This window comes from Herbaspirillum camelliae (assembly GCF_001929405.1).
GTDB lineage: Bacteria > Pseudomonadota > Gammaproteobacteria > Burkholderiales > Burkholderiaceae_D > Herbaspirillum > Herbaspirillum seropedicae.
Window position 1 is genome coordinate 4,362,886 of sequence record NZ_KV880769.1, and the last position, 17,605, is coordinate 4,380,490.

The 17,605-nt window shown below is 64.2% G+C and carries 11 protein-coding genes; 5 read left to right on the top strand and 6 right to left on the bottom strand.

All coding sequences use genetic code 11. The features are described from left to right. Nucleotide 1 precedes the first annotated feature (1 nt). Both fabI and BGK68_RS19555 read left to right on the top strand, forming a co-directional pair. Complete coding sequence (gene fabI / locus BGK68_RS19550) at nucleotides 2-769, top strand: enoyl-ACP reductase FabI (protein WP_075258452.1); 768 nt, start codon at nucleotides 2-4, stop codon at nucleotides 767-769. 55 nt (nucleotides 770-824) lie between these two features. Beyond that, nucleotides 825-2,279, top strand: coding sequence for a bifunctional enoyl-CoA hydratase/phosphate acetyltransferase (locus BGK68_RS19555; RefSeq protein ID WP_075258453.1), 1,455 nt, complete (start codon nucleotides 825-827; stop codon nucleotides 2,277-2,279). A gap of 90 nt (nucleotides 2,280-2,369) precedes the next feature. Here BGK68_RS19555 and BGK68_RS27635 read toward each other — a convergent pair whose 3' ends face one another. Together BGK68_RS27635 and BGK68_RS19560 are read right to left on the bottom strand one after the other, a co-directional pair. After that, nucleotides 2,370-2,627 carry a hypothetical protein gene (locus BGK68_RS27635; protein WP_143433119.1) on the bottom strand — a complete coding sequence of 86 codons (258 nt, stop codon included), beginning with the start codon at nucleotides 2,625-2,627 and terminating at the stop codon, nucleotides 2,370-2,372. 30 nt (nucleotides 2,628-2,657) lie between these two features. Further along, on the bottom strand, nucleotides 2,658-3,551 hold the full coding sequence (locus BGK68_RS19560) for a LysR family transcriptional regulator (protein WP_075258454.1): 894 nt from the start codon (nucleotides 3,549-3,551) through the stop codon (nucleotides 2,658-2,660). A 138-nt stretch (nucleotides 3,552-3,689) separates the two neighbouring features. Between BGK68_RS19560 and BGK68_RS19565 the strand changes: the two genes are divergently transcribed. After that, complete coding sequence (locus BGK68_RS19565; RefSeq protein WP_075258455.1) at nucleotides 3,690-4,493, top strand: methyltransferase domain-containing protein; 804 nt, start codon at nucleotides 3,690-3,692, stop codon at nucleotides 4,491-4,493. An 84-nt stretch (nucleotides 4,494-4,577) separates the two neighbouring features. On the opposite strand, the gene iaaH is transcribed toward BGK68_RS19565, so the two are convergent. Beyond that, nucleotides 4,578-5,993 carry an indoleacetamide hydrolase gene (iaaH, locus tag BGK68_RS19570; RefSeq protein ID WP_075258456.1) on the bottom strand — a complete coding sequence of 472 codons (1,416 nt, stop codon included), beginning with the start codon at nucleotides 5,991-5,993 and terminating at the stop codon, nucleotides 4,578-4,580. A gap of 657 nt (nucleotides 5,994-6,650) precedes the next feature. Between iaaH and BGK68_RS19575 the strand changes: the two genes are divergently transcribed. Together BGK68_RS19575 and BGK68_RS28410 are read left to right on the top strand one after the other, a co-directional pair. Further along, complete coding sequence (locus BGK68_RS19575; RefSeq protein WP_075258457.1) at nucleotides 6,651-7,403, top strand: helix-turn-helix domain-containing protein; 753 nt, start codon at nucleotides 6,651-6,653, stop codon at nucleotides 7,401-7,403. A gap of 272 nt (nucleotides 7,404-7,675) precedes the next feature. After that, entirely contained in the window at nucleotides 7,676-8,362 is a 687-nt protein-coding gene (locus BGK68_RS28410) for an eCIS core domain-containing protein (protein ID WP_233149358.1), read from the top strand. A 140-nt stretch (nucleotides 8,363-8,502) separates the two neighbouring features. Here the strand turns inward: BGK68_RS28410 and BGK68_RS19585 are convergent, their stop codons facing one another. Genes BGK68_RS19585 through BGK68_RS19595 form a run of 3 tightly spaced genes read right to left on the bottom strand, consistent with a single transcriptional unit; the run spans nucleotide 8,503 to nucleotide 17,604 of the window. Then, a complete protein-coding gene (locus BGK68_RS19585) occupies nucleotides 8,503-11,643 on the bottom strand; it encodes a hypothetical protein (RefSeq protein ID WP_143433120.1) in 3,141 nt (1,046 codons plus the stop codon). A 1-nt stretch (nucleotide 11,644) separates the two neighbouring features. Continuing rightward, nucleotides 11,645-13,015, bottom strand: a complete 1,371-nt coding sequence (locus tag BGK68_RS19590) for an ATP-binding protein (RefSeq protein WP_233149359.1) — start codon at nucleotides 13,013-13,015, stop codon at nucleotides 11,645-11,647. A gap of 8 nt (nucleotides 13,016-13,023) precedes the next feature. Continuing rightward, a complete protein-coding gene (locus BGK68_RS19595; protein ID WP_075258459.1) occupies nucleotides 13,024-17,604 on the bottom strand; it encodes a contractile injection system tape measure protein in 4,581 nt (1,526 codons plus the stop codon). Between the last annotated feature and the right edge of the window lies 1 nt (nucleotide 17,605).

Here is a 17,605-nt window from a genome sequence, read left to right on the forward strand (position 1 = left end):
GATGATCTGTTCGCTGGAGGGAAAACGTGGCTTGATCGTGGGCATTGCGGACAAGCACAGCATTGCATGGGGCTGTGCGCGCGCTTTGCGGGCGGCCGGCGCCGATCTGGCCGTGACCTGGCTCAACGAGTCGGCGCGGCGGTATGTCGAACCGCTGGCCGATCAGCTGCAGGCCAGCATCATGTGTGGATTGGATGTCACTCATCCGGGCGAGATGGAACAGGTCTTCGATCTCATCCGGACGCACTGGGGCAGCCTCGACTTCGTGCTTCATTCGATTGCCTTTGCGCCGGCGCCCGACCTGCATGGCCGCGTCACGAACTGCTCCTCGCAAGGTTTTTCCCTCGCCATGGACGTCTCATGCCATTCCTTCATCAGGATGGCCCGCCTCGCCGAGCCCCTGATGAAAAATGGCGGCAGCCTGCTCACCATGAGTTATATCGGCGCCGAAGAAGTCGTCGTCAACTACGGCGTGATGGGGCCGGTCAAGGCCGCGCTCGAATCCGCCGTACGCTACCTGGCCATGGAGCTGGGACCGGCGGGCATCCGGGTCAATGCCGTCTCGCCCGGCCCACTGGCGACCCGCGCCGCCTCCGGCCTGAATTGCTTCGAGCAGTTCCTCACCGATGCCGCGCGACGCGCCCCATTACGTCGCCTGGCCAACATCGACGATGTCGGCGACATGTGCAGCTTTCTGGTCAGCGATGCGGCCAGCGTCATTACCGGCAACACCCTCTACGTGGACGCTGGCTACCATATCATCGCTTAGGCGGAGGCTGCGCTGACGACCGTTTTTTTGCTGAGACCCACGCAAGGAGCTCAAGATGGCCGATTCTCTTCCCGCCCCTGTTGTCGCTGACAAGGATGCCCACGCCTCCGACGACGTGCTCGGCTTGATCCGCAACCGCATCTTCTCTGAAATTGCCGTCGGCGATTCGGCTACGATCACCCGCACCCTCACCCTGGCTGACATCCAGCTCTTCGCGGTCATCTCGGGCGACGCCAACCCGCAGCACCTCGACCTGGCCTTCGCCAAGGAAACGCGCTTCCACGGGCTGATTGCGCACGGCATGTTCGGTGGCGCGCTGATCTCGGCAGTGCTGGGCACCCGCCTGCCCGGACCCGGCACGATCTATCTTGGGCAGACCTTGCGCTTTGTCGCGCCCGTTCGTATCGGCGACACCTTACGCACCACGGTCACCGTGAAGGAACGCGACGAAGCCAGGAAATTGCTGACGCTGGCATGCGCCTGCATCAACCAGGACGGCGTAACGGTGATCGAGGGAGAAGCCAAGGTCCTCGCGCCCACTGAACCTATCCTTCGCAGACGCACCAGCCTGCCGGAGGTGAGCATGAAGATGGGCGATGCGGACCTCCAGCTCTTGCTGGAGCACGCCAGGAAGACGGGGCCGGCCCCGGTGGCGGTCGTGCATCCCTGCGATGAGCTCAGTCTGGCCGCAGTGCTCGACGCCCATGCCGCCGGTCTCATCGCACCCATCCTGGTAGCACCGCGAGGCAGATTGCTGGCGCTGGCCGAGTCTCACAAGCTCGACATTTCCGCCTTTCCTCTGGAAGACGTGCCACATAGTCACGCTGCGGCAGCGCGGGCCATCGAACTGGTGATGCATGGCAAGGTCGAGATGCTGATGAAGGGAAGCCTGCACACGGAGGAATTCATGGGCGCCGTGGTCGCCTGTCCGGGGCTGCATACCAAGCGGCGGATGAGCCATTGCTATCTGATGCAGACGCCCTCCTATCCGCGCCCCTTCATCATCACTGATGCAGCGGTCAACATCGAGCCGAGCCTGGCGGAGAAGGCGGACATCATCCGCAATGCCATTGAGCTGGCGCATGTCATCGGCGTGAAGACACCGAAAGTCGCCATCCTCGCCGCCGTGGAAACCGTCAATCCACGGATGCCGGCCACGCTGGATGCTGCGGCATTGTGCAAGATGGCCGATCGCGGTCAGATCACCGGCGCGATACTGGACGGACCGCTGGCCTTCGACAACGCGGTCTCGCCCGTTTCAGCAAGGGTCAAGGGCATCAGCTCGGAAGTGGCCGGCCAGGCAGACATCCTGGTCGTGCCAGACCTGGAAAGCGGCAATCTGCTGGCCAAGCAGCTTGAGTACATGGGAGGCGCCATCAGCGCCGGGCTGGTGCTCGGCGCAAGGATTCCGCTGATCCTGACCAGCCGCGCCGATTCGCGAGAGACCCGGCTGGCCTCCTGCGCCGTGGCGCGCATGCTCGCGCAACATTATCGTAGTGCGCCGCCTTGACCGCTGGTCAATCGACCGGAAAGCGCTGCGACGATTGCGCCAGTTGCTGCAGTTGATCCAGTTGATCCAGTTGATCCAGAACGGCAATCATCAGTCCTGGACGACGTACTGAACAACGAAGTAGAAAACGACATAGACGATCAGTAGCGCCATGGCAGTCAAGCCCGCAATGAGAGGAATGCGCATTTCCCTGTCCTGAGATAGAGAGATGGAGAGCGCAAGGCCGGTGGCGTTTGACGCCAGGTCGGCCCGCGTATGTCTGCTCATCCTGAGCCTGCCGGAAAATATATTTCTGACGAAGATCAATAAAGTGGCGGGACGATATTCGATCGAGCTCTTCTTCGACAAGACAACGCGAATAAGGAAAACACCCCTGCCTTAGTCATCGCCTTCATGTTCCCGGATCATGTCGTAGAGCGCCTGAGCCGCCGGCGACAGATGCGCTGCCTTGCGCGTGATCAGAACAAGACTGCGAGAAACCACCGGGTCCACCAGTTCTATCACCCGCACCGTGGGATAAGCGCCTTCCTGTATGGCCAGCTTGGGCACGACAGCCACGCCCACACCTTGGGCCACCAGTCCCACCGCCGTCGAACTGCGCTGCACTTCGTAGAAGGAGCGCAAGGCGAAGCCATTGGCTTTGAGCGCCGGATCAAGCAAGGCCCGATTGCCGCTCACCTCGCCGGCAAAGATCAGTGGATAGGACTGCAGTTGACGCCAGGCGATGCGGCGCCGCCTGGCCAGGGGATGGTCTTTGGGGCAAATGAGCACATACCTGTCTTCGGTGAGCGCAACGCTGATGAGCTCGGGATGATGCTCTCCCGCAATATGGATGCCGAATTCCACCTCTCGGCGCAGCACTGCCTCCGCCACGGCCGATGAGGCGTGATCGAGGATCTTGATGCGGTTGTGCGGATAGCGCGCAGAGTAAGCCTGCAGGATGCGCGGCAGGTACTGCACGCCGACGGTGGGTACGCAGGCAATCGAGACATCACCGCGTCGGGCAATACCCGTCTCCCGGATCTCGACGAGCGCCCCGGCCAGTTCGGCCAGGAGCCGTCGCGCCTGGGGAAGGAAGTCCTGTCCGATCTCCGTGAGCGCGATGGAACGTGTGGTGCGCTCTATCAGCGTGACGCCCAGAAAATCCTCGAGCTTGCGCAAACGCAGCGTCACTGCCGTCTGTGTCACATGCAATGTGCCCGCAGCCCCCTGGAAGCTGCCGTGATCGGCAATCGCGACAAATGCCTGCACACCGAGGATGTCGATTTTCATAAGGAAAACTTATTAATCTTCGAAATAATTTCATTTTACCGTTTCTTCTGAAGCGCTCAAGATACCAAGCAGCCAAGAGAAAACGACCCGGCGCATGCAGACGTCGGCCTGAATCAGACAACGACCCAGGAGTAAGCCATGCAAGACTCTCAAGACATCATGCAACCCCAGGTCCAGTGGGACGTCACCCAGTATCTGCGTTTCGGCGGCGAGCGCCTGCGCCCGGCCCTGGACCTGATGTTGCATCTGCCCACGCAGACTCCCGCGCGCATCCTCGACCTGGGTTGCGGCGCCGGCAACCTCAGCGCCATCCTGCAGCAGCGCTGGCCAACGGCCGAGGTGCTCGGTGTCGATGGCTCCGAAGACATGCTGGCCAAGGCGCGCATGAACGTGCCGCAGGGCCGCTTCATCGCCGCCGACCTGAATCAGTGGACGCCCGCGCACAAGCTGGATCTGATCTATACCAATGCGACCTTGCAGTGGCTGCCCGATCACGCGCAACTGTTCCCACGGCTGCTGTCCTTTTTGAATCCTGGCGGTTGCCTGGCGGTGCAGATGCCGGTCATGCATGACGCGCCCTTGCGACGGGCGCAGGTGGAACTGGCGCGATCGCCCGCCTATGCTGACGTGCTGGGCGAGGTGTCGGAACGGCGCAATGTCCTGGAGATGGGCGGCTATTACGACCTGCTGCGACCGCGGGTAGCTACCCTGGACATCTGGCAGACCACCTACCTGCACATCCTCACGGGTGCGGACCCGGTACTGGAATGGGCCAGCGGCAGCAGCCTGCGCCCCTATCTTGAGAAACTGGAGGGAGAGCCACTGCAGGCCTTCCGCGCCGATTATGCGCGCCGGATGCAATTGGCTTACCCGCCCAGCGCCGATGGCAGCACGCTGCTGCCGTTTCAGCGCATGTTCATCGTGGCGAGCTTGCCGGGTTGATGTCCTGGTGGCGGCAGGGATTGGTCAACAGGGCCGATCCCTGAGCCGAGGCTGCCGATGACGCCCGTTGCAGCGCTGCTTGTCTCAGCAGTGCGCGCGCGGCAGGCGCGGCGGACGCGGACCACGGCCCAGCACGGTCTCCAGACTGGCCGCCACCTGCAGCAGGCGGCGGTCGCTGCCCTCCGGGCCATCCAGCTCCAGCCCGACCGGCAAGCCATATTCCGACAAGCCCACCGGAATGCTGATGCTGGGCAGCCCGGCGATGCTGGCGCCATCGGCATTGCGGGCGAAGGCAGGGAAAGTCGGCACGCGTTCGCCACGCAGCGCCACGGTGTCGTCCTCCCCGAGCGGGCGCGCAGTCAGCGCGGTAGTCGGGAAGATCAGCGCATCAATGCCCTGGCTGCGGAAGCAGTCGCGATACAGGGCCTGCATCGTCCGGCGCTGTTCCAGCGCCAGGCGATAAGCGTGCTCCGGTACCGGTTGGTCCAGCGTGGCCTGGATGATCCGCGCCACATCGGGGCTACCGACCTCGGCCAGCACGCGCTTGATGACGTCCCGGGCGTCGCTGGCCTGCAGGTAGGCCGGCAGATCGATCAGGAATTCATGCAGCACGATGGCAAATCCGGCGGCATTGCTCAGCGGCGCCAAGGTCGGCAAGTCCACGTCGATCAGTTCGACACCGGCCTCGCGCAGCTGCATCAGCGCTGCATTGGCATTGGCCTCGACCTCTTCTTCCAGCCCTTGCCAGGACGGATTGCGCAATACGCCCAGCCGCAACTGGCTGGGCGGTAGCGCCAGCAAGGGTGCGCTGGCGCGACTGCCGGCCATGATCTGGTCCAGCAGGGCCACATCGGCCACGCTGCGCGCCATCGGCCCTGGCGTGTCGCGGGTATGGGAAATCGGCACGACACCGTGCCGGGAATAGCGCCGGCTGGTCGGACGCAATCCCACCACACCGCATAGCGCCGCCGGGATGCGCACCGAACCTCCCGTGTCTGTGCCCACCGCAGCCGGGGCCAGCCGGGCCGCCAGCAGCGCGCCGCAGCCGCCACTGCTGCCGCCGGCGATGAGTTCGGCATCGTAGGGATTGCGGCAGGGACCGAACACGCCATTGTTGTTGGTGATGCCAAAGGCCAGTTCATGCATATTGGCCTTGCCGGCATGCAGGGCGCCGGCGCCGAAGAGATATTCGACCACGGTGGCATGGCGCTGCGGCACATTGTTGCGCAACGCCGCCGTGCCCGCAGTGGAGGCAATGCCGGCGACATCGATGTTGTCCTTGATGGCAATGGGAATGCCGCTCAAGGGGCCATCGCCGCCCTGCTCGTCCAGCGCCCGGGCCTGGCTGCGCAGCTGGTCGGGATCGCGCTGCAGATAACAATTGAGGTCCCACTGGGCCTCGGTCTCGGCGATCAGTGCATCGACATACTCAAGGCAGGAGAAGCGCCGGTCCGACAGGCCTTGCCGGACCTCGATCAGGGTCATGTCTACCAGATCCATATTCATCCATTGAAAGTTGACGCAGCTGCGCCGCAAGCCCGCGTTTGCCATGGAGAATAAGCCAGTCTGAAAGATGCGAGTATCCACAAGAATGAGGATGGTGCGTGATCCACCGGCGTGGAATATCGAGCATCGTATAAGGCGGACAAGTTTTTCCCCAAAACCACGCATTTGTCGCAAACAAGGCTGACAAAATGCTGACATAAGAGCGGCCATGTCCATCAATGTTGCATGGCAAAAACAAAATGAGTAGCATGCAAAAACGATGGGGGCGTCGCAGTCAGCAGTGTTGGCTACGGCTGACAGGTCGATGCAGAAGAACCATTCAAACGATATAAATAATTTGCAGGCCGGAGAGGCCGCACCGCAGGAAACCCAGCCCGCTCGCCGATGACATGGACAGAAGGTGGCGCGCCGCACACCCCTCTCGATCACGCATAGCGAAAACACGTGGAATCTATCTTGCTCTCATGACAACCAACCGTTCGCCAGACGCCTTTTTGCACCAGCTTGCTTGCCTATGCGCCATCTGTTGCCACACAGCAGCTTCCTAGCGTTTCATCAGCGTATTTACCTGGATGTTCCCGGTGCAGCCCGGAGCAGTCCAGGCCGGGGCAGGACCGGCGTGGACGGTGAGTTTTGAGGAGGATGCCGCCCATGTACATTTCAGACGAAAAGTTGAAGCTGCTGGAGCAGATCATGTGGGGGCTCAATACCTGCAACTCCAGCGTCGAGGTGCGTGATTTCGTTTCCATGCGGCTGCTGAAATTGCTGGATGCCGATTATTTCGCCTCCTATACCTGGGATGACGACAACCATCGTTTCGGCAACACCGTCTCGGTCAACATGGACCCGGCCAACCTGGCCAACTACGAACGTTACTACCAGTATTGCGATCCCATCACCTTCGAGCTGCAACGCCTGAGCGTGCCCACGCTGGTCACCCAGGTGATGCCCATGGAGCAACTGCGGCGCACCGAGTTCTTCAATGATTTCCTGGCGCGCGATGGCTTGTGCTTTGGCGTGAACATGTTCGCCTACGATGGCGACCGCAATATCGGTGACATCCGCATCTGGCGCAGCGCCCGCAGGGAAAACTTCGACCAGGACGCGCTGCGGCTGCTGGCCCTGATCCGGCCCGCCTTCACGCTGGCGCTGCAGCGTGCGCGTGCTCGCTGCTCGGCTGCGGCGGCCAGCCCTGACGCGGGCGCGTTGCTGACGCCCACGTCCCTCTCCGAACGTGAAAGCCATCTGGCGCAGTGCATCTGCCGGGGCTTGTCCGACAAGGAAATCGCGCGCGAACTGCATATCGAATTCTCGACCGTGCGCACCCACATCACCAGGATCTTCAAGAAGCTCAATGTCGGCAACCGCACCCAGCTGGTGAAGCGGCTGATCGATGGTCGCTAGTCCAGCAAGGACGCGATAGGCCGAAGCGGGCTTCTGCCCTCATCCTTATCTTCCGCACCTGCCCTGCGTCTTGCTGATCTTCCCTGCATGTACCTGCGAGGCAGCGGTCATCATTCCGTCGGGATTTTTTGTTATTCATTGGGGCCGTATTTGCTCTATCATTTCGGTGGTGATTGCTGTTCTGCGCCATTCCCGTGAAGAAGTCCGTCACACCCGGCACATCTCCACCCACTCACACGCCGTCTGTTGCCAACACCTTGAGGTCGCCCACGATGAAAACATCGCTCCACCACAAGAAGACCAGCACCCAGGAAGCCCGTCGGCCAGCCACTTCTGCCTCGCCCACCGTCCAGGCCATGCAAGACAACCGTCCCGAGCACGGGCGCCTGCAACGACTGATGCAACTGGCGCAGAAGGACCCGATCCAGCGCGCCTTCAAGGACGAGGAACAACTGCTCGACACCCCGCATCCTGCCCACCCAGCCAGCGTCGGCCAGCGCATGGCCCTGGACGCCGCCGCCGGCCATACGGTGCAGCGGGTGGAGGAAGAAGAGATGGCGCCAACGCAGCGCTTCGCCCATGAAACGACCAAGCCGACACGCAGCAATGCCCTGCCCGCGCCGTTGCAGGCGGGTATCGAATCGCTGTCTGGCATGAGCATGGCGCATGTGAACGTTCACTACAACTCGTCGCAACCGGCGCAACTCAATGCCCATGCCTTCGCCCAGGGCAGCGATATCCACCTCGCTGCAGGCCAGGAGCGCCATCTGCCGCACGAAGCCTGGCACGTCGTGCAGCAAGCCCAGGGCCGCGTGCAGCCGACCATGCAGATGATGACCGGTGTGCCGGTCAACGATGACCGGGCGCTGGAGCAGGAGGCCGATGTGATGGGCGCGCGCGCCCAGGCGGCCGGGCAGGCCGTGCAGCGGCACAGCGACGATGGCCAGGATCTCACCTGAGCTGAGACAAACCGACATGCCTGTGCGCCCGTCGCCGATCTGAAGTTCACGCTAAGACCAAACGGGCGCCAGCAAGTACATCCACATCAAGCGCCCGGGAGGAGCCGCGCTACCCGCGCCCTCCGCGCCAGCCTCAGCGCTCAAGGCTGCTCATCCTTCTGCTTCAACTGATACTGATACCAGACGATCAAGGCCACGATCAACAGCACCAGGAAGATAGGAATCATGTAGCCGCTGGCCAGCCAGTGCAGGAAGGGATCGCAGAACAGCATCGCCAGCGACAGCAAGAACCACAGCCCGAACAGCACCAGGGCGGGAATATGGCGGTAGCGCTTCATGATCTCCCGCCAACGGCATGAGCCGTAATAGGCCAGCGCGCATCCCAGCAAGAACAGGAAGGACAGCCTCGTGGCGACACGGAAAGCGAACAGGTTCTCGCACACCGTCTTGCAGACCGGCGAGGTCGACGCGCCCGGATTGACCTGGTAGTAGTCGCCGATGCAGGTGCTGATGTCCTGGGTCTGGACGCAATCCGGCACCCGGCCCGGCGCCAGCTGGGCGCGCAGCACGGCAACCGTCTCGTTCTTGGCCGAGGCTTCCGGCGGCGGTGGGCCCGCCGCGATGATCGGCATGGTCCAGAAACCGATGCCGCCGAAGTTGTCCTTGAAGTAGATGATGTCGTCTTCCAGTTGCTGCCAGTTGTCGTTGTCGAACGTGATCACCGGGACCACACGACGCAGCAGTTGGGCCCGATCTTCCCCGTGCAAGGCATTCTCGGCGCGCAGGCGCAACTGCTTCTTGCTCTCGGTAGTCTCTTCCTCCAGCAGCACCAGCAGACGCGGCAATGCCTGTCGATGGCCGCGCTCCAGCCGGTCCCACAACGAATTGCCGTAGTCCTTGGCGGCCAACTGGATCATCTCCGACAGCTTGTCATAGCTGTAGACGCCATGACCGATGGCGCTGTTGCGCATCATCACGTTGATGCTGTCCCCCAGGTCGGCGTCGAGCAGGCGTTGGCGCAACTCCCGGATAAAGCCGTAGAAGGCGGCCACTGACACGTCGTCGCTGGGATAGCCGTCGAAGAACAGCGTCACACCATCGCCGTTGGCCGGCCTGAAGCTTGCCCACTGCGGCAGTTGACTGGACAGGCGGGTGTCCCAGCCATTGAGCTTGGTCGACATCAGTTCCACGATGTTCGTCGAGAGCTCACGCAACACCGTCTCCTTGGCGCCCTTGTTCATCCTGCTCCAGCTGCGCCAGTCGTTGCGTTGGATGATCCAGTCGATGGCGGTCTGGTGCCGCCGCGCGACCTTGACGAATTCGTTGCCGTTCTGGATGGCGCGTACGAAGTCGCGGTTGTCGTTGGCCTGGCGCAGCGTGCCGCTGTCATCGAAGGTGGCGCCGTAATAGCCGATGCGCGACAAGATGCTGAAATCCACTTGCTGCGGCTTGCCGGCGTGCCAGAACGGATAGATGCCGTAGACATCGCCATTGAGTTCGTCGAGCACGCAACCGCAACCATTGCCGTTCCAGCGCACCTGCTTGGCTGGATCGTAGGCCGGATGCTTGCGCGCGGTGGCGCGGATGGAGGCGCGAAATGGGATGTACAGCGCCTCGATCTGCTGCGGCATGCTCAACTCATCGATCTTGCTGCAGGAAGTGGCTTTCCATAGTTTGTCCAGTTGCGCAAACAAGGCCGGGTCGGCGATGGCGCGCGCAAGCTGTTCCATCTGTTGGCTGGAAATCTTGCGACCAAGGGCGGCGTTGCCCGCCATGCCGCCCGGGCAGGCGCCGATACCCTGGCGCAGTCGCGCCATGACCGCCTTGTCGAACAGCCATTGATTGGCGTATTCCAGGCCCTGCAGGCCCTTGAGCATGTCCAGGATCACCTGCGGCACCGCCTCGTTGCGGCGGTTGGCGCCCAGTTCGGCCAGCGCCCGGGCGTTGAGGATATAGATATTGCTGGTGTCGGCGGCATCGATGATGGCGCCCATGTGCGGGTCGATGGAGCTCTTCACGGAAGGGGTGGCGTCGAGCACCGCTTCCGAAAACGCCGCCTGGTTCGGGTAAGTGGTCGCCGTCAAGGCTTCCAGCGCCGCCAGGATGTCTTCGGGCACGCCGCCTTCCCGCAGTTGCTGCAGGTTGTCCAGCGTCAGGTGGTAGCTCTGCTGGAGCGCCGCCACGCGCGCTATCGGCAGATAGTTGTGGGCGTCCGAGCCGAGCTCCTTGAGCGCGTCGAGCACGGCGGCATCGAACAACGGTTCGTTCAGGTAGACCACATCCTGCAGGGCCGAGAGCTTGGCCAGCACCGTGGATTTGGCCGCCAGCAGCTTGAAGTCGTCCGCGCTCAGGCTGTAGCTGAAGATGTTGAGCAGCGCGCTGTCCGGATCGGGCGACGCGTAGCGGTTGTTGTCGCTGTCGTAATGGTACAGCCGCAGCATCGCCAGGATTTGCTCGTCGGTGCCACCCAGGCGGATCTGATAGTAACGCGCCTTGTCCTGCGCCTCGAAGCCATCGATCCAGCGCCCCAGTTCGGCGCTGATGAGGTCGGCCTTCCACTCCGGATGGGCCTTGACGATGGCGGCAAAGCGCAGCAGCGCCGCGACTGAGGCATCGCTCAGGTTGCTCACCGGCGCCATCTTGAATTCGAACCAGAACCGGTTCAGCCAGGACAAGGTGATCGGCCCGACGATGTTATCCGACAAGGGCATGGTCACTTCCCGATAGGCTTCCATGTAGGCCGGGTCATCGGCGTAGATTTCCAGCAGCGCCTGCTGGATGCGCCGGCGCAAGGCCGGGTTGAACCTGTTGAGCGCCTGCTGCGACAACAGTACGCGTGCAGCAGGATCGGCATCCGGGGACTGCACCACCACGTCACTGACGATGCGCTGGGCCGCCTGGGGCGACATCGGGGCATCCCCGCCCTCCCAGGAATGCGGGGACTTCCGGGCTTGCACCTGGGAGGGGGCTGGCGGTTTGGCCTGAGCTACCGGTGCACTGGCGCCGCTACTGGCAGGGGCAACTGGCGTGGGCATGGCGACGGCGCTGGCCGTGGCCGATGCCTTGGCAGTGGGCTTTACAGCAGATTGAGGGGATGGCGGCGCAGAGGCATTGGCCTCTGGCGGAGCAACCGTGGTCGCCGGAGCGGGCACTGTCGGCGCGCTGCCGGAAGCGGACGCAGCGAGGCTTGGCGCGGTGGCGCTCGCCGCCAGGCACAGCGTCATCAGCGCGATGCGCCAGCCTGCCCTCCTGCTGTGCTGGGGTCTCGAAGACGTGTTCATGTCAGATCGCTCGTCCTTCCTTGATGAATTCCTTCCGGATGCCGCGTAACAGGTCGTCCTGGCAAATGGTCTTGCGCCCTTCCCGCTCGGCGCGCATGGCCGCGTGGCTGGCCACATTGAGCAAGGCCCCGCCGGCCAGGATGTTGTCCTCGGCCAGGCGATCTAGATCGACGTCCTCGGCCAGGTGACGCCGGCCCGGGAAGAGGTTCTCCCACAGCCGGCGGCGTTGCAGTCCGTCCGGGAGCGGAAAGTAGATGGCGCTCTGGAAGCGCCGTGAAAAGGCGTCGTCGATGTTGTCCTTCAGGTTGCTGGCCAGGATCACCACGCCGGGAAAATCCTCGATGCGCTGCAACAGGTAGGCCACTTCCTGATTGGCATGGCGGTCGTTGGAGCTGCTGCCTTCAGTGCGTTTGCCGAACAGCGCATCGGCTTCGTCGAAGAACAGGATCCAGTTCTTGTGCTGGGCCTGGTCGAACACATTGGCCATGTTCTTTTCCGTTTCGCCGATGTACTTGGAAACGATCTTGGACAGATCGATGCGATAGACATCCACCTGCGCCTCCTTGCCCAGCAGCGTCGCCGTGAGCGTCTTGCCGGTGCCGGGCGGTCCGTAGAAGAGGCTGCGGTAACCTGGCTTGACGTTGCGTTCCAGTCCCCAGCGCCGCATGACTCCAATGCCTTCGGCCAGCCATAGCTTGATGGCGTCGATTTCCTCGTGTACCTCGGGGGCCAGCACCAGGTCATGCCATTGCAGCCTGGTGGTGATGCGCCGCGCAGGAAAACCGCTGCTGTAGTTCGGCTTGTGCATCCGGCCCGAGGTGCAGGCATCCAGGAAATCGCTCTCGACCTGGAGCAGCGCCGACGCCGCCGGCTCCCCCGCTTCCACGGTGGCCAGGCTGAGGATGGCCTGGCGCGTGAAGAGGTGCTCGGGGTCGAACAGTTGCATGATCTCGAAGCGCCGCGCCAGATCGTCCCCGGCCAGCAGGAACAGGGCCGTCTCGCAGGTCGGCAGGATGCCGCCATGCTGCTTGCCTTTGTAGCCGCCGAATTCGGTATAGGAGCGCTCGATGTTCTTGTTCTGGGTGAACAGCAAGTCCAGCGCCTGTGGGCGCACATGCGGCAGCAAGGCCAGTATCAGTACCAGGCGTGCATCAAAACCCAGGGCGTGTTCGCGCAACGCAGCGGCAAACAGGGAGGGATCATCGGCAATGTCGGGAGGGGCATGGGCATGGATGTCGTGGGGCCCGCCCTCGTGCATGAAATAAGCGTGGAAACGCGTCTCCATGACCTTGCCGAACCAGGCGATCTCGCGCTCCAGGGAGCGTGCATTGGCGGCCAGCGCTGCCCTGCTGTCGGGATTGGTGTCCATCATGTCCTCGCTCATCGCCAGTTCACCCAGACAATGTCCTGCATCCAGGGCAGGCGGATCGTGCCGATGCTCCAGGGCAGCCGGTCCAGCAGCATGTCAAAGGTCTTGACGGGGATATGCAGATGCCAGCCGTCTTCCTTGCGGAAAAGCCGTCCCTGCCGTTGCAGGAAGGTTTCGCGCAGGCCCGGCACGGAGGTATTGCCCAGTGCCGACCAGTGCTTGATCACCACCCCCAGCAACTGGTTGATCAGTTCGTCCTCGGCCGCTGTGACGTCGATGGTGGTGGCGATGGTGGCGCCCAGCGGCATCCCGCAGAGCAGCTTGTTCAGCGACAGATGGTATTCGGGGAAATCGACGTGGCCGAACACGGCGTACTGCAGCAGCCAGGCCGCCCGCTGCATGGCCTGCTCATCCTGGAAGCGCCCTTCCCTGGCCAGTTGCAGATGCTCCCAGGCACGCGCGATGAATGGCCACAGCAGGACCAGGCCCGCATTGGCGATGCTCATCCCTTCGGCGGGGAAATCGACCGTTGCGGCCCCTGCGCTCATCCCTGCGGCGTTTGCGCCGCCTGTCGGCACAGGTGCTGTTGCCGCCAGCGACACCCCCATCTGGCGTTGCAAGCGCTCAGGCAGCGTCGGCGGCATGCTGCCGAGGTCTTGTTCCAGGACCGCCACCAGCTCGCCGCAGAAGGCCGCCAGCGTGAACAGTCGCTCGTCCTGAAACAGCCAGGGCAGCAGGAAGCGCCGCACGCTCGCACTCATGGCTGCTTCCCCCACGCCGGCTGCCTGTGCATAGAGATCGGCGACATCGGTGGCCACGGCCAGCAGTTGCCGCACCTGCGCCGCAGGCCGTGGCGACAGTGCAGTCAACGCCCGCCACAGCTCGGCGGGCAGCCACGCCAGCAAGGCCTGTACAGCCGGACCGTGGTGCGACATGCTGCTCAGCGCTGGCGTCAGTTCGGCAGCCAGCGTCGATGCGGGGGCTGTGATGGCGCGCTGCAGCCAGGCCAGCCAGCGCGCGGGTGGTCGGGTCGCGGGCGAGAAGTCGGCGCGGCGCAGGTAGGCAAGATGGGCGGCAATGTTATCGGACATGGCGGCTTCGCTGTCGGGAGAAGATGCGGGGGGAGTATGGGAGGCCGGTTCGCGCAAGGGGGCGCCCTCGACCATGGTGGCGACACCGCCTGGGGCGATGGTCGATGCATGACTGCGTGCGAGGATGTCTTCCAGGTCCAGCACTTGCCCGGTCAGCAGGGCGTGCAGTACCTCGCGCCAATACCGTTGGCGCGCAGGATCTGGAGCCGCCTGTGTACCGGCCGATGCGCGTGGCGATTCCTGCGTAGGCAAGACCGGTGGGGCGGCCTCTGGCGTGAACGGCGCCGCCGCCACATCGGCATGCGACGGCCAGGCCTGCGCCACGGCTGGCTCGGCAAGTGAGCCCGGCGCCTGGCGCAACAGAAGTGCGAAGAAATCGTGGCGTCTCTGTACATCGGCTGGCGTGGCGGCCTGCTGGACGCTGGCTTCCCCCTCTATGCTCTCTACCTCGACCTCGCCCGCCAGCAAGCGCGCTTGCGTCAACGCCTGCAATGCGTCTGCCTCCCAGGCTCCGTCGAGCCAGCGCATATCTGCCGACAACAACGCAAAACGCGCTCGCCAGGCGGCGCGCAGACTTTCCGGGATGGCCAGCGCTGCCGATACTGCCGCAACCTGGATCGATGCTGATGGCGTCGCCGCATGCCCCGTGGCCGGCGCGCTGGGTTCAATGGCCGAGCCTGCCGCCGGGCTACGCATTGCATTCAGTTCGGCCAGCGTCTCCAGCGCGACGGCATGCAAGGCCGGGACGGCTGTCGTGATGGGACCGGGAACATGACTTGCCACCGCCTTGCCGGACCCGACCGGCGATGCGCCACCGGTGCGCTCGGCCATGGCGGCCCACTGCGCCAGCCGGAAGCGCTGCCACGGCAGGCCGACCAGGCCTTGCTGTGCTTGCAGAACCTGTTCGAACGCGGCCCACGCCGCACCGGCCTGGTCTCTATCGGCCTGTTCGTCCAGGGTTGCCGAGGACAGGCCAAGCTGCAAGATCGCAAGCCAAAGCCGACGGCGCCAGGCAGCCAGCGCCGCCGGATCCGGCGCAGCGGTCTCCTGGCCTGCGGGCGCTGCGCCGACATCAGCTTCATGCAGCCATTCCCATTGCGTGGCCAGCGCCGGCAGCAACAGCACGGCCATGTCGCGCAGCATGCTCTCCGGGAAGGCCTTGCTGAGCGCTTCCAGCAGGGCTTCATGACCACCGTAGTGGCGCAGTGCACCGAGCACCAGTGCTGCCTGGGTACGTACCAGTTCATCCCAGTCGGCATAGAGCAGCGAGGGATCGGCGCGCATGAAGGCCGCTGCCAAGCGCCCTGTCCAGCGCGACGCCTGCAGTGCATCCTCATGGTGGCCGTTGCTGGACGGCTCAGCCGGGCCGGCGTCCTCTGGGATGCCGTCGGCGTCGCCCTGGGGGACGGGCAAGGCGTGGTCGGCGGTCATCGTCGTGGCATCAGCGGGACTGGCAGCACTAGCCGACCTCCCGGGTGGCCGCTCCCTCTGCTCCCCTGCCTGTAAGGATGTCGCGCTCGCCTCCTGGTCCGCCCCACCCCGGGCGATGGTGGCGCATTCTTCGAGATCGACCGGGTGCTGCCGCGCCAGCGCCTCCAATACCCGGGCGTAATACACGGCGCGATCGGAGGGCGATGTCAGCTGTTGCGCATGATGCGCGATCGCGTCCCGGAACCTGAGCTCCGGCGCCAGCTGCTGCACCCAGTTCACGAGCCAGGTCAGGGGGATGCCGCTGTTGCGCGCCAGACTGTGGCCGGCGCGGATATCGGCCAACACCGTGCTCAGAGGCGGCGCTTCGGCATCAGCTTGTCCGTGCGAGCGGTCGGTTGAATCAGTCCTTGCAGCCGGCAGGAGCGCCACGCCTGCTGCGGTCGGTGTCACACTGGAGGCCGCCAGCGTGGTCATCCCTGTGAAAGAGCGCTCCTGGTCGCCAACTGTGCTGGCCGCGCTCTTCGATGTCCAGGCGACCCGGCGCAGATAGCGATGGACCGACTCGGGCCACTGCAGATCGCTGGCGATACCTGGCCAGTCGTCTGCCGCGGACGCGCCATGCTGGGCCTCCCGGTCAAGCTGCGCGGCATCACCCTTCTGCGTCAGGCACCGGGCCAGCGCGGCGCGCCACCATTGCCGACGCCAGGCGCGGTGTCCGCTCTCTGGCGCTACCAGGGTGGCCAGGCTTGCATCGTCCCAGGCCGCTGCGGCCAGCCGGGCGGCGTCGGGATTGACCAACTCGAGCATGTCCAGCAACAGTGACAGAGGATAGGTCGCGGCCAACCTGTCGGCCACCGCCGGATAAGCACCGTAGTGCAGCAAGGCCGAGCGCAACAGATCGGGATGCTGCGTACGCCACTGCGGCCAGTGGGCATAGACATCGGCTGCGCCCTCCTGCATCAGGGCCGCACGGATGCGCGCCTGCACACCGCTGCGCGCGGCCTCGGAGGGAGCCGGCTCGGCGTCGTCCAGCGTGACGCCCCGGGCCGCGTCGATGGTCGTGCTGGCTATGGCGTCGGTGCGTTCAGGTGCAGCGCCGGCGGGGGCATGCGTCGTACTTGATGCATTCGCCTGTACTGCAGAGGAGGCCTTCCCCCCAGAGAGCAGCTCTACCAGCGCAACCAGCACCTCATCGCCGCTGCTGGGGCGATCGGCGGCGTCCTGCGCACTGGTCACCGATCGGGGATGGGATGCGCCACCCTGCCACTCGGACAACAAGCTGCGCGCTACCGTCGGAACGGTACGCCGCTGTTGTTGGGCAAGCCACTCGATGGCAGCGACCAGCAAGGCCTGCAGGACCGCATTCTCGTCCTGCTCGTTCACCGCGCCCAGTGCGTGCGCGGCCAAGCCGCGGGAGAACACCAGACGCCAGGCGGCGCGGCGCGCGCCATCGGCTTCTGCGCTGGGCAGACCGGCGCGTCTGAGCCCAGCCTCCAGGCGGTTCATGCCACTCATCCAGGGCGTCATGCCGCTGGGTGGCAATGCCGCCAGCAAAGCCTGCTGGCGGGTCGAGGCGAATTGGTGCGCCAGGCGCGTGAGCATGGCTTCCCGCTGGGGAGAGGCTGCCACTGCGCGCAGAAAAGCGCCGACATCACGCGCCAGCACGCGCTCCAGCAAATGGTCCAGCGCCTCCCTGTCACCGCTCCCGGGGAGGCGCCCCGACACGGTCTCGGGCAGTACGCCATGGGCCAGGAAGGCGAGCAGTTCCGATTGCTCGCTGGGTGGATCGTCGCTGCGACCGGTCTGCATCGTGTCGAGCAGCGCCTGGCGCAGCCTGGCAATGAGCGTGTCGGGCAGTTGCGCCGCCGTCACCTCGCCGATATCGAGATCAAGTCGGTCGATACGCCAGAGGACCTCGCCTGCGCCGAGCTGGTCGAACAGTGCATCGATCATCGGCAATACCTGGTCCACCAGCAGCTCCCGCAAGCGCTCGGCCTGGGCCAGCGGCATCCCTGGCTTGGCCAGTTGCACGTCGAAGACGAATTCATCGATGCGGTGCGGGCGCGGCATT

Bases quoted from the DNA above. Each gene is read 5' to 3' on its own strand.
- BGK68_RS19555 (WP_075258453.1), top strand. From the start codon at position 825: ATGGCCGATTCTCTTCCCGCCCCTGTTGTCGCTGACAAGGATGCCCAC.
- BGK68_RS19595 (WP_075258459.1), bottom strand. From the start codon at position 17,604: ATGCCGCGCCCGCACCGCATCGATGAATTCGTCTTCGACGTGCAACTG.
- iaaH (WP_075258456.1), bottom strand. From the start codon at position 5,993: ATGGATCTGGTAGACATGACCCTGATCGAGGTCCGGCAAGGCCTGTCG.
- BGK68_RS19565 (WP_075258455.1), top strand. From the start codon at position 3,690: ATGCAAGACTCTCAAGACATCATGCAACCCCAGGTCCAGTGGGACGTC.
- BGK68_RS28410 (WP_233149358.1), top strand. From the start codon at position 7,676: ATGAAAACATCGCTCCACCACAAGAAGACCAGCACCCAGGAAGCCCGT.
- BGK68_RS19585 (WP_143433120.1), bottom strand. From the start codon at position 11,643: ATGAACACGTCTTCGAGACCCCAGCACAGCAGGAGGGCAGGCTGGCGC.
- BGK68_RS19560 (WP_075258454.1), bottom strand. From the start codon at position 3,551: ATGAAAATCGACATCCTCGGTGTGCAGGCATTTGTCGCGATTGCCGAT.
- BGK68_RS19575 (WP_075258457.1), top strand. From the start codon at position 6,651: ATGTACATTTCAGACGAAAAGTTGAAGCTGCTGGAGCAGATCATGTGG.
- fabI (WP_075258452.1), top strand. From the start codon at position 2: ATGATCTGTTCGCTGGAGGGAAAACGTGGCTTGATCGTGGGCATTGCG.
- BGK68_RS19590 (WP_233149359.1), bottom strand. From the start codon at position 13,015: ATGATGGACACCAATCCCGACAGCAGGGCAGCGCTGGCCGCCAATGCA.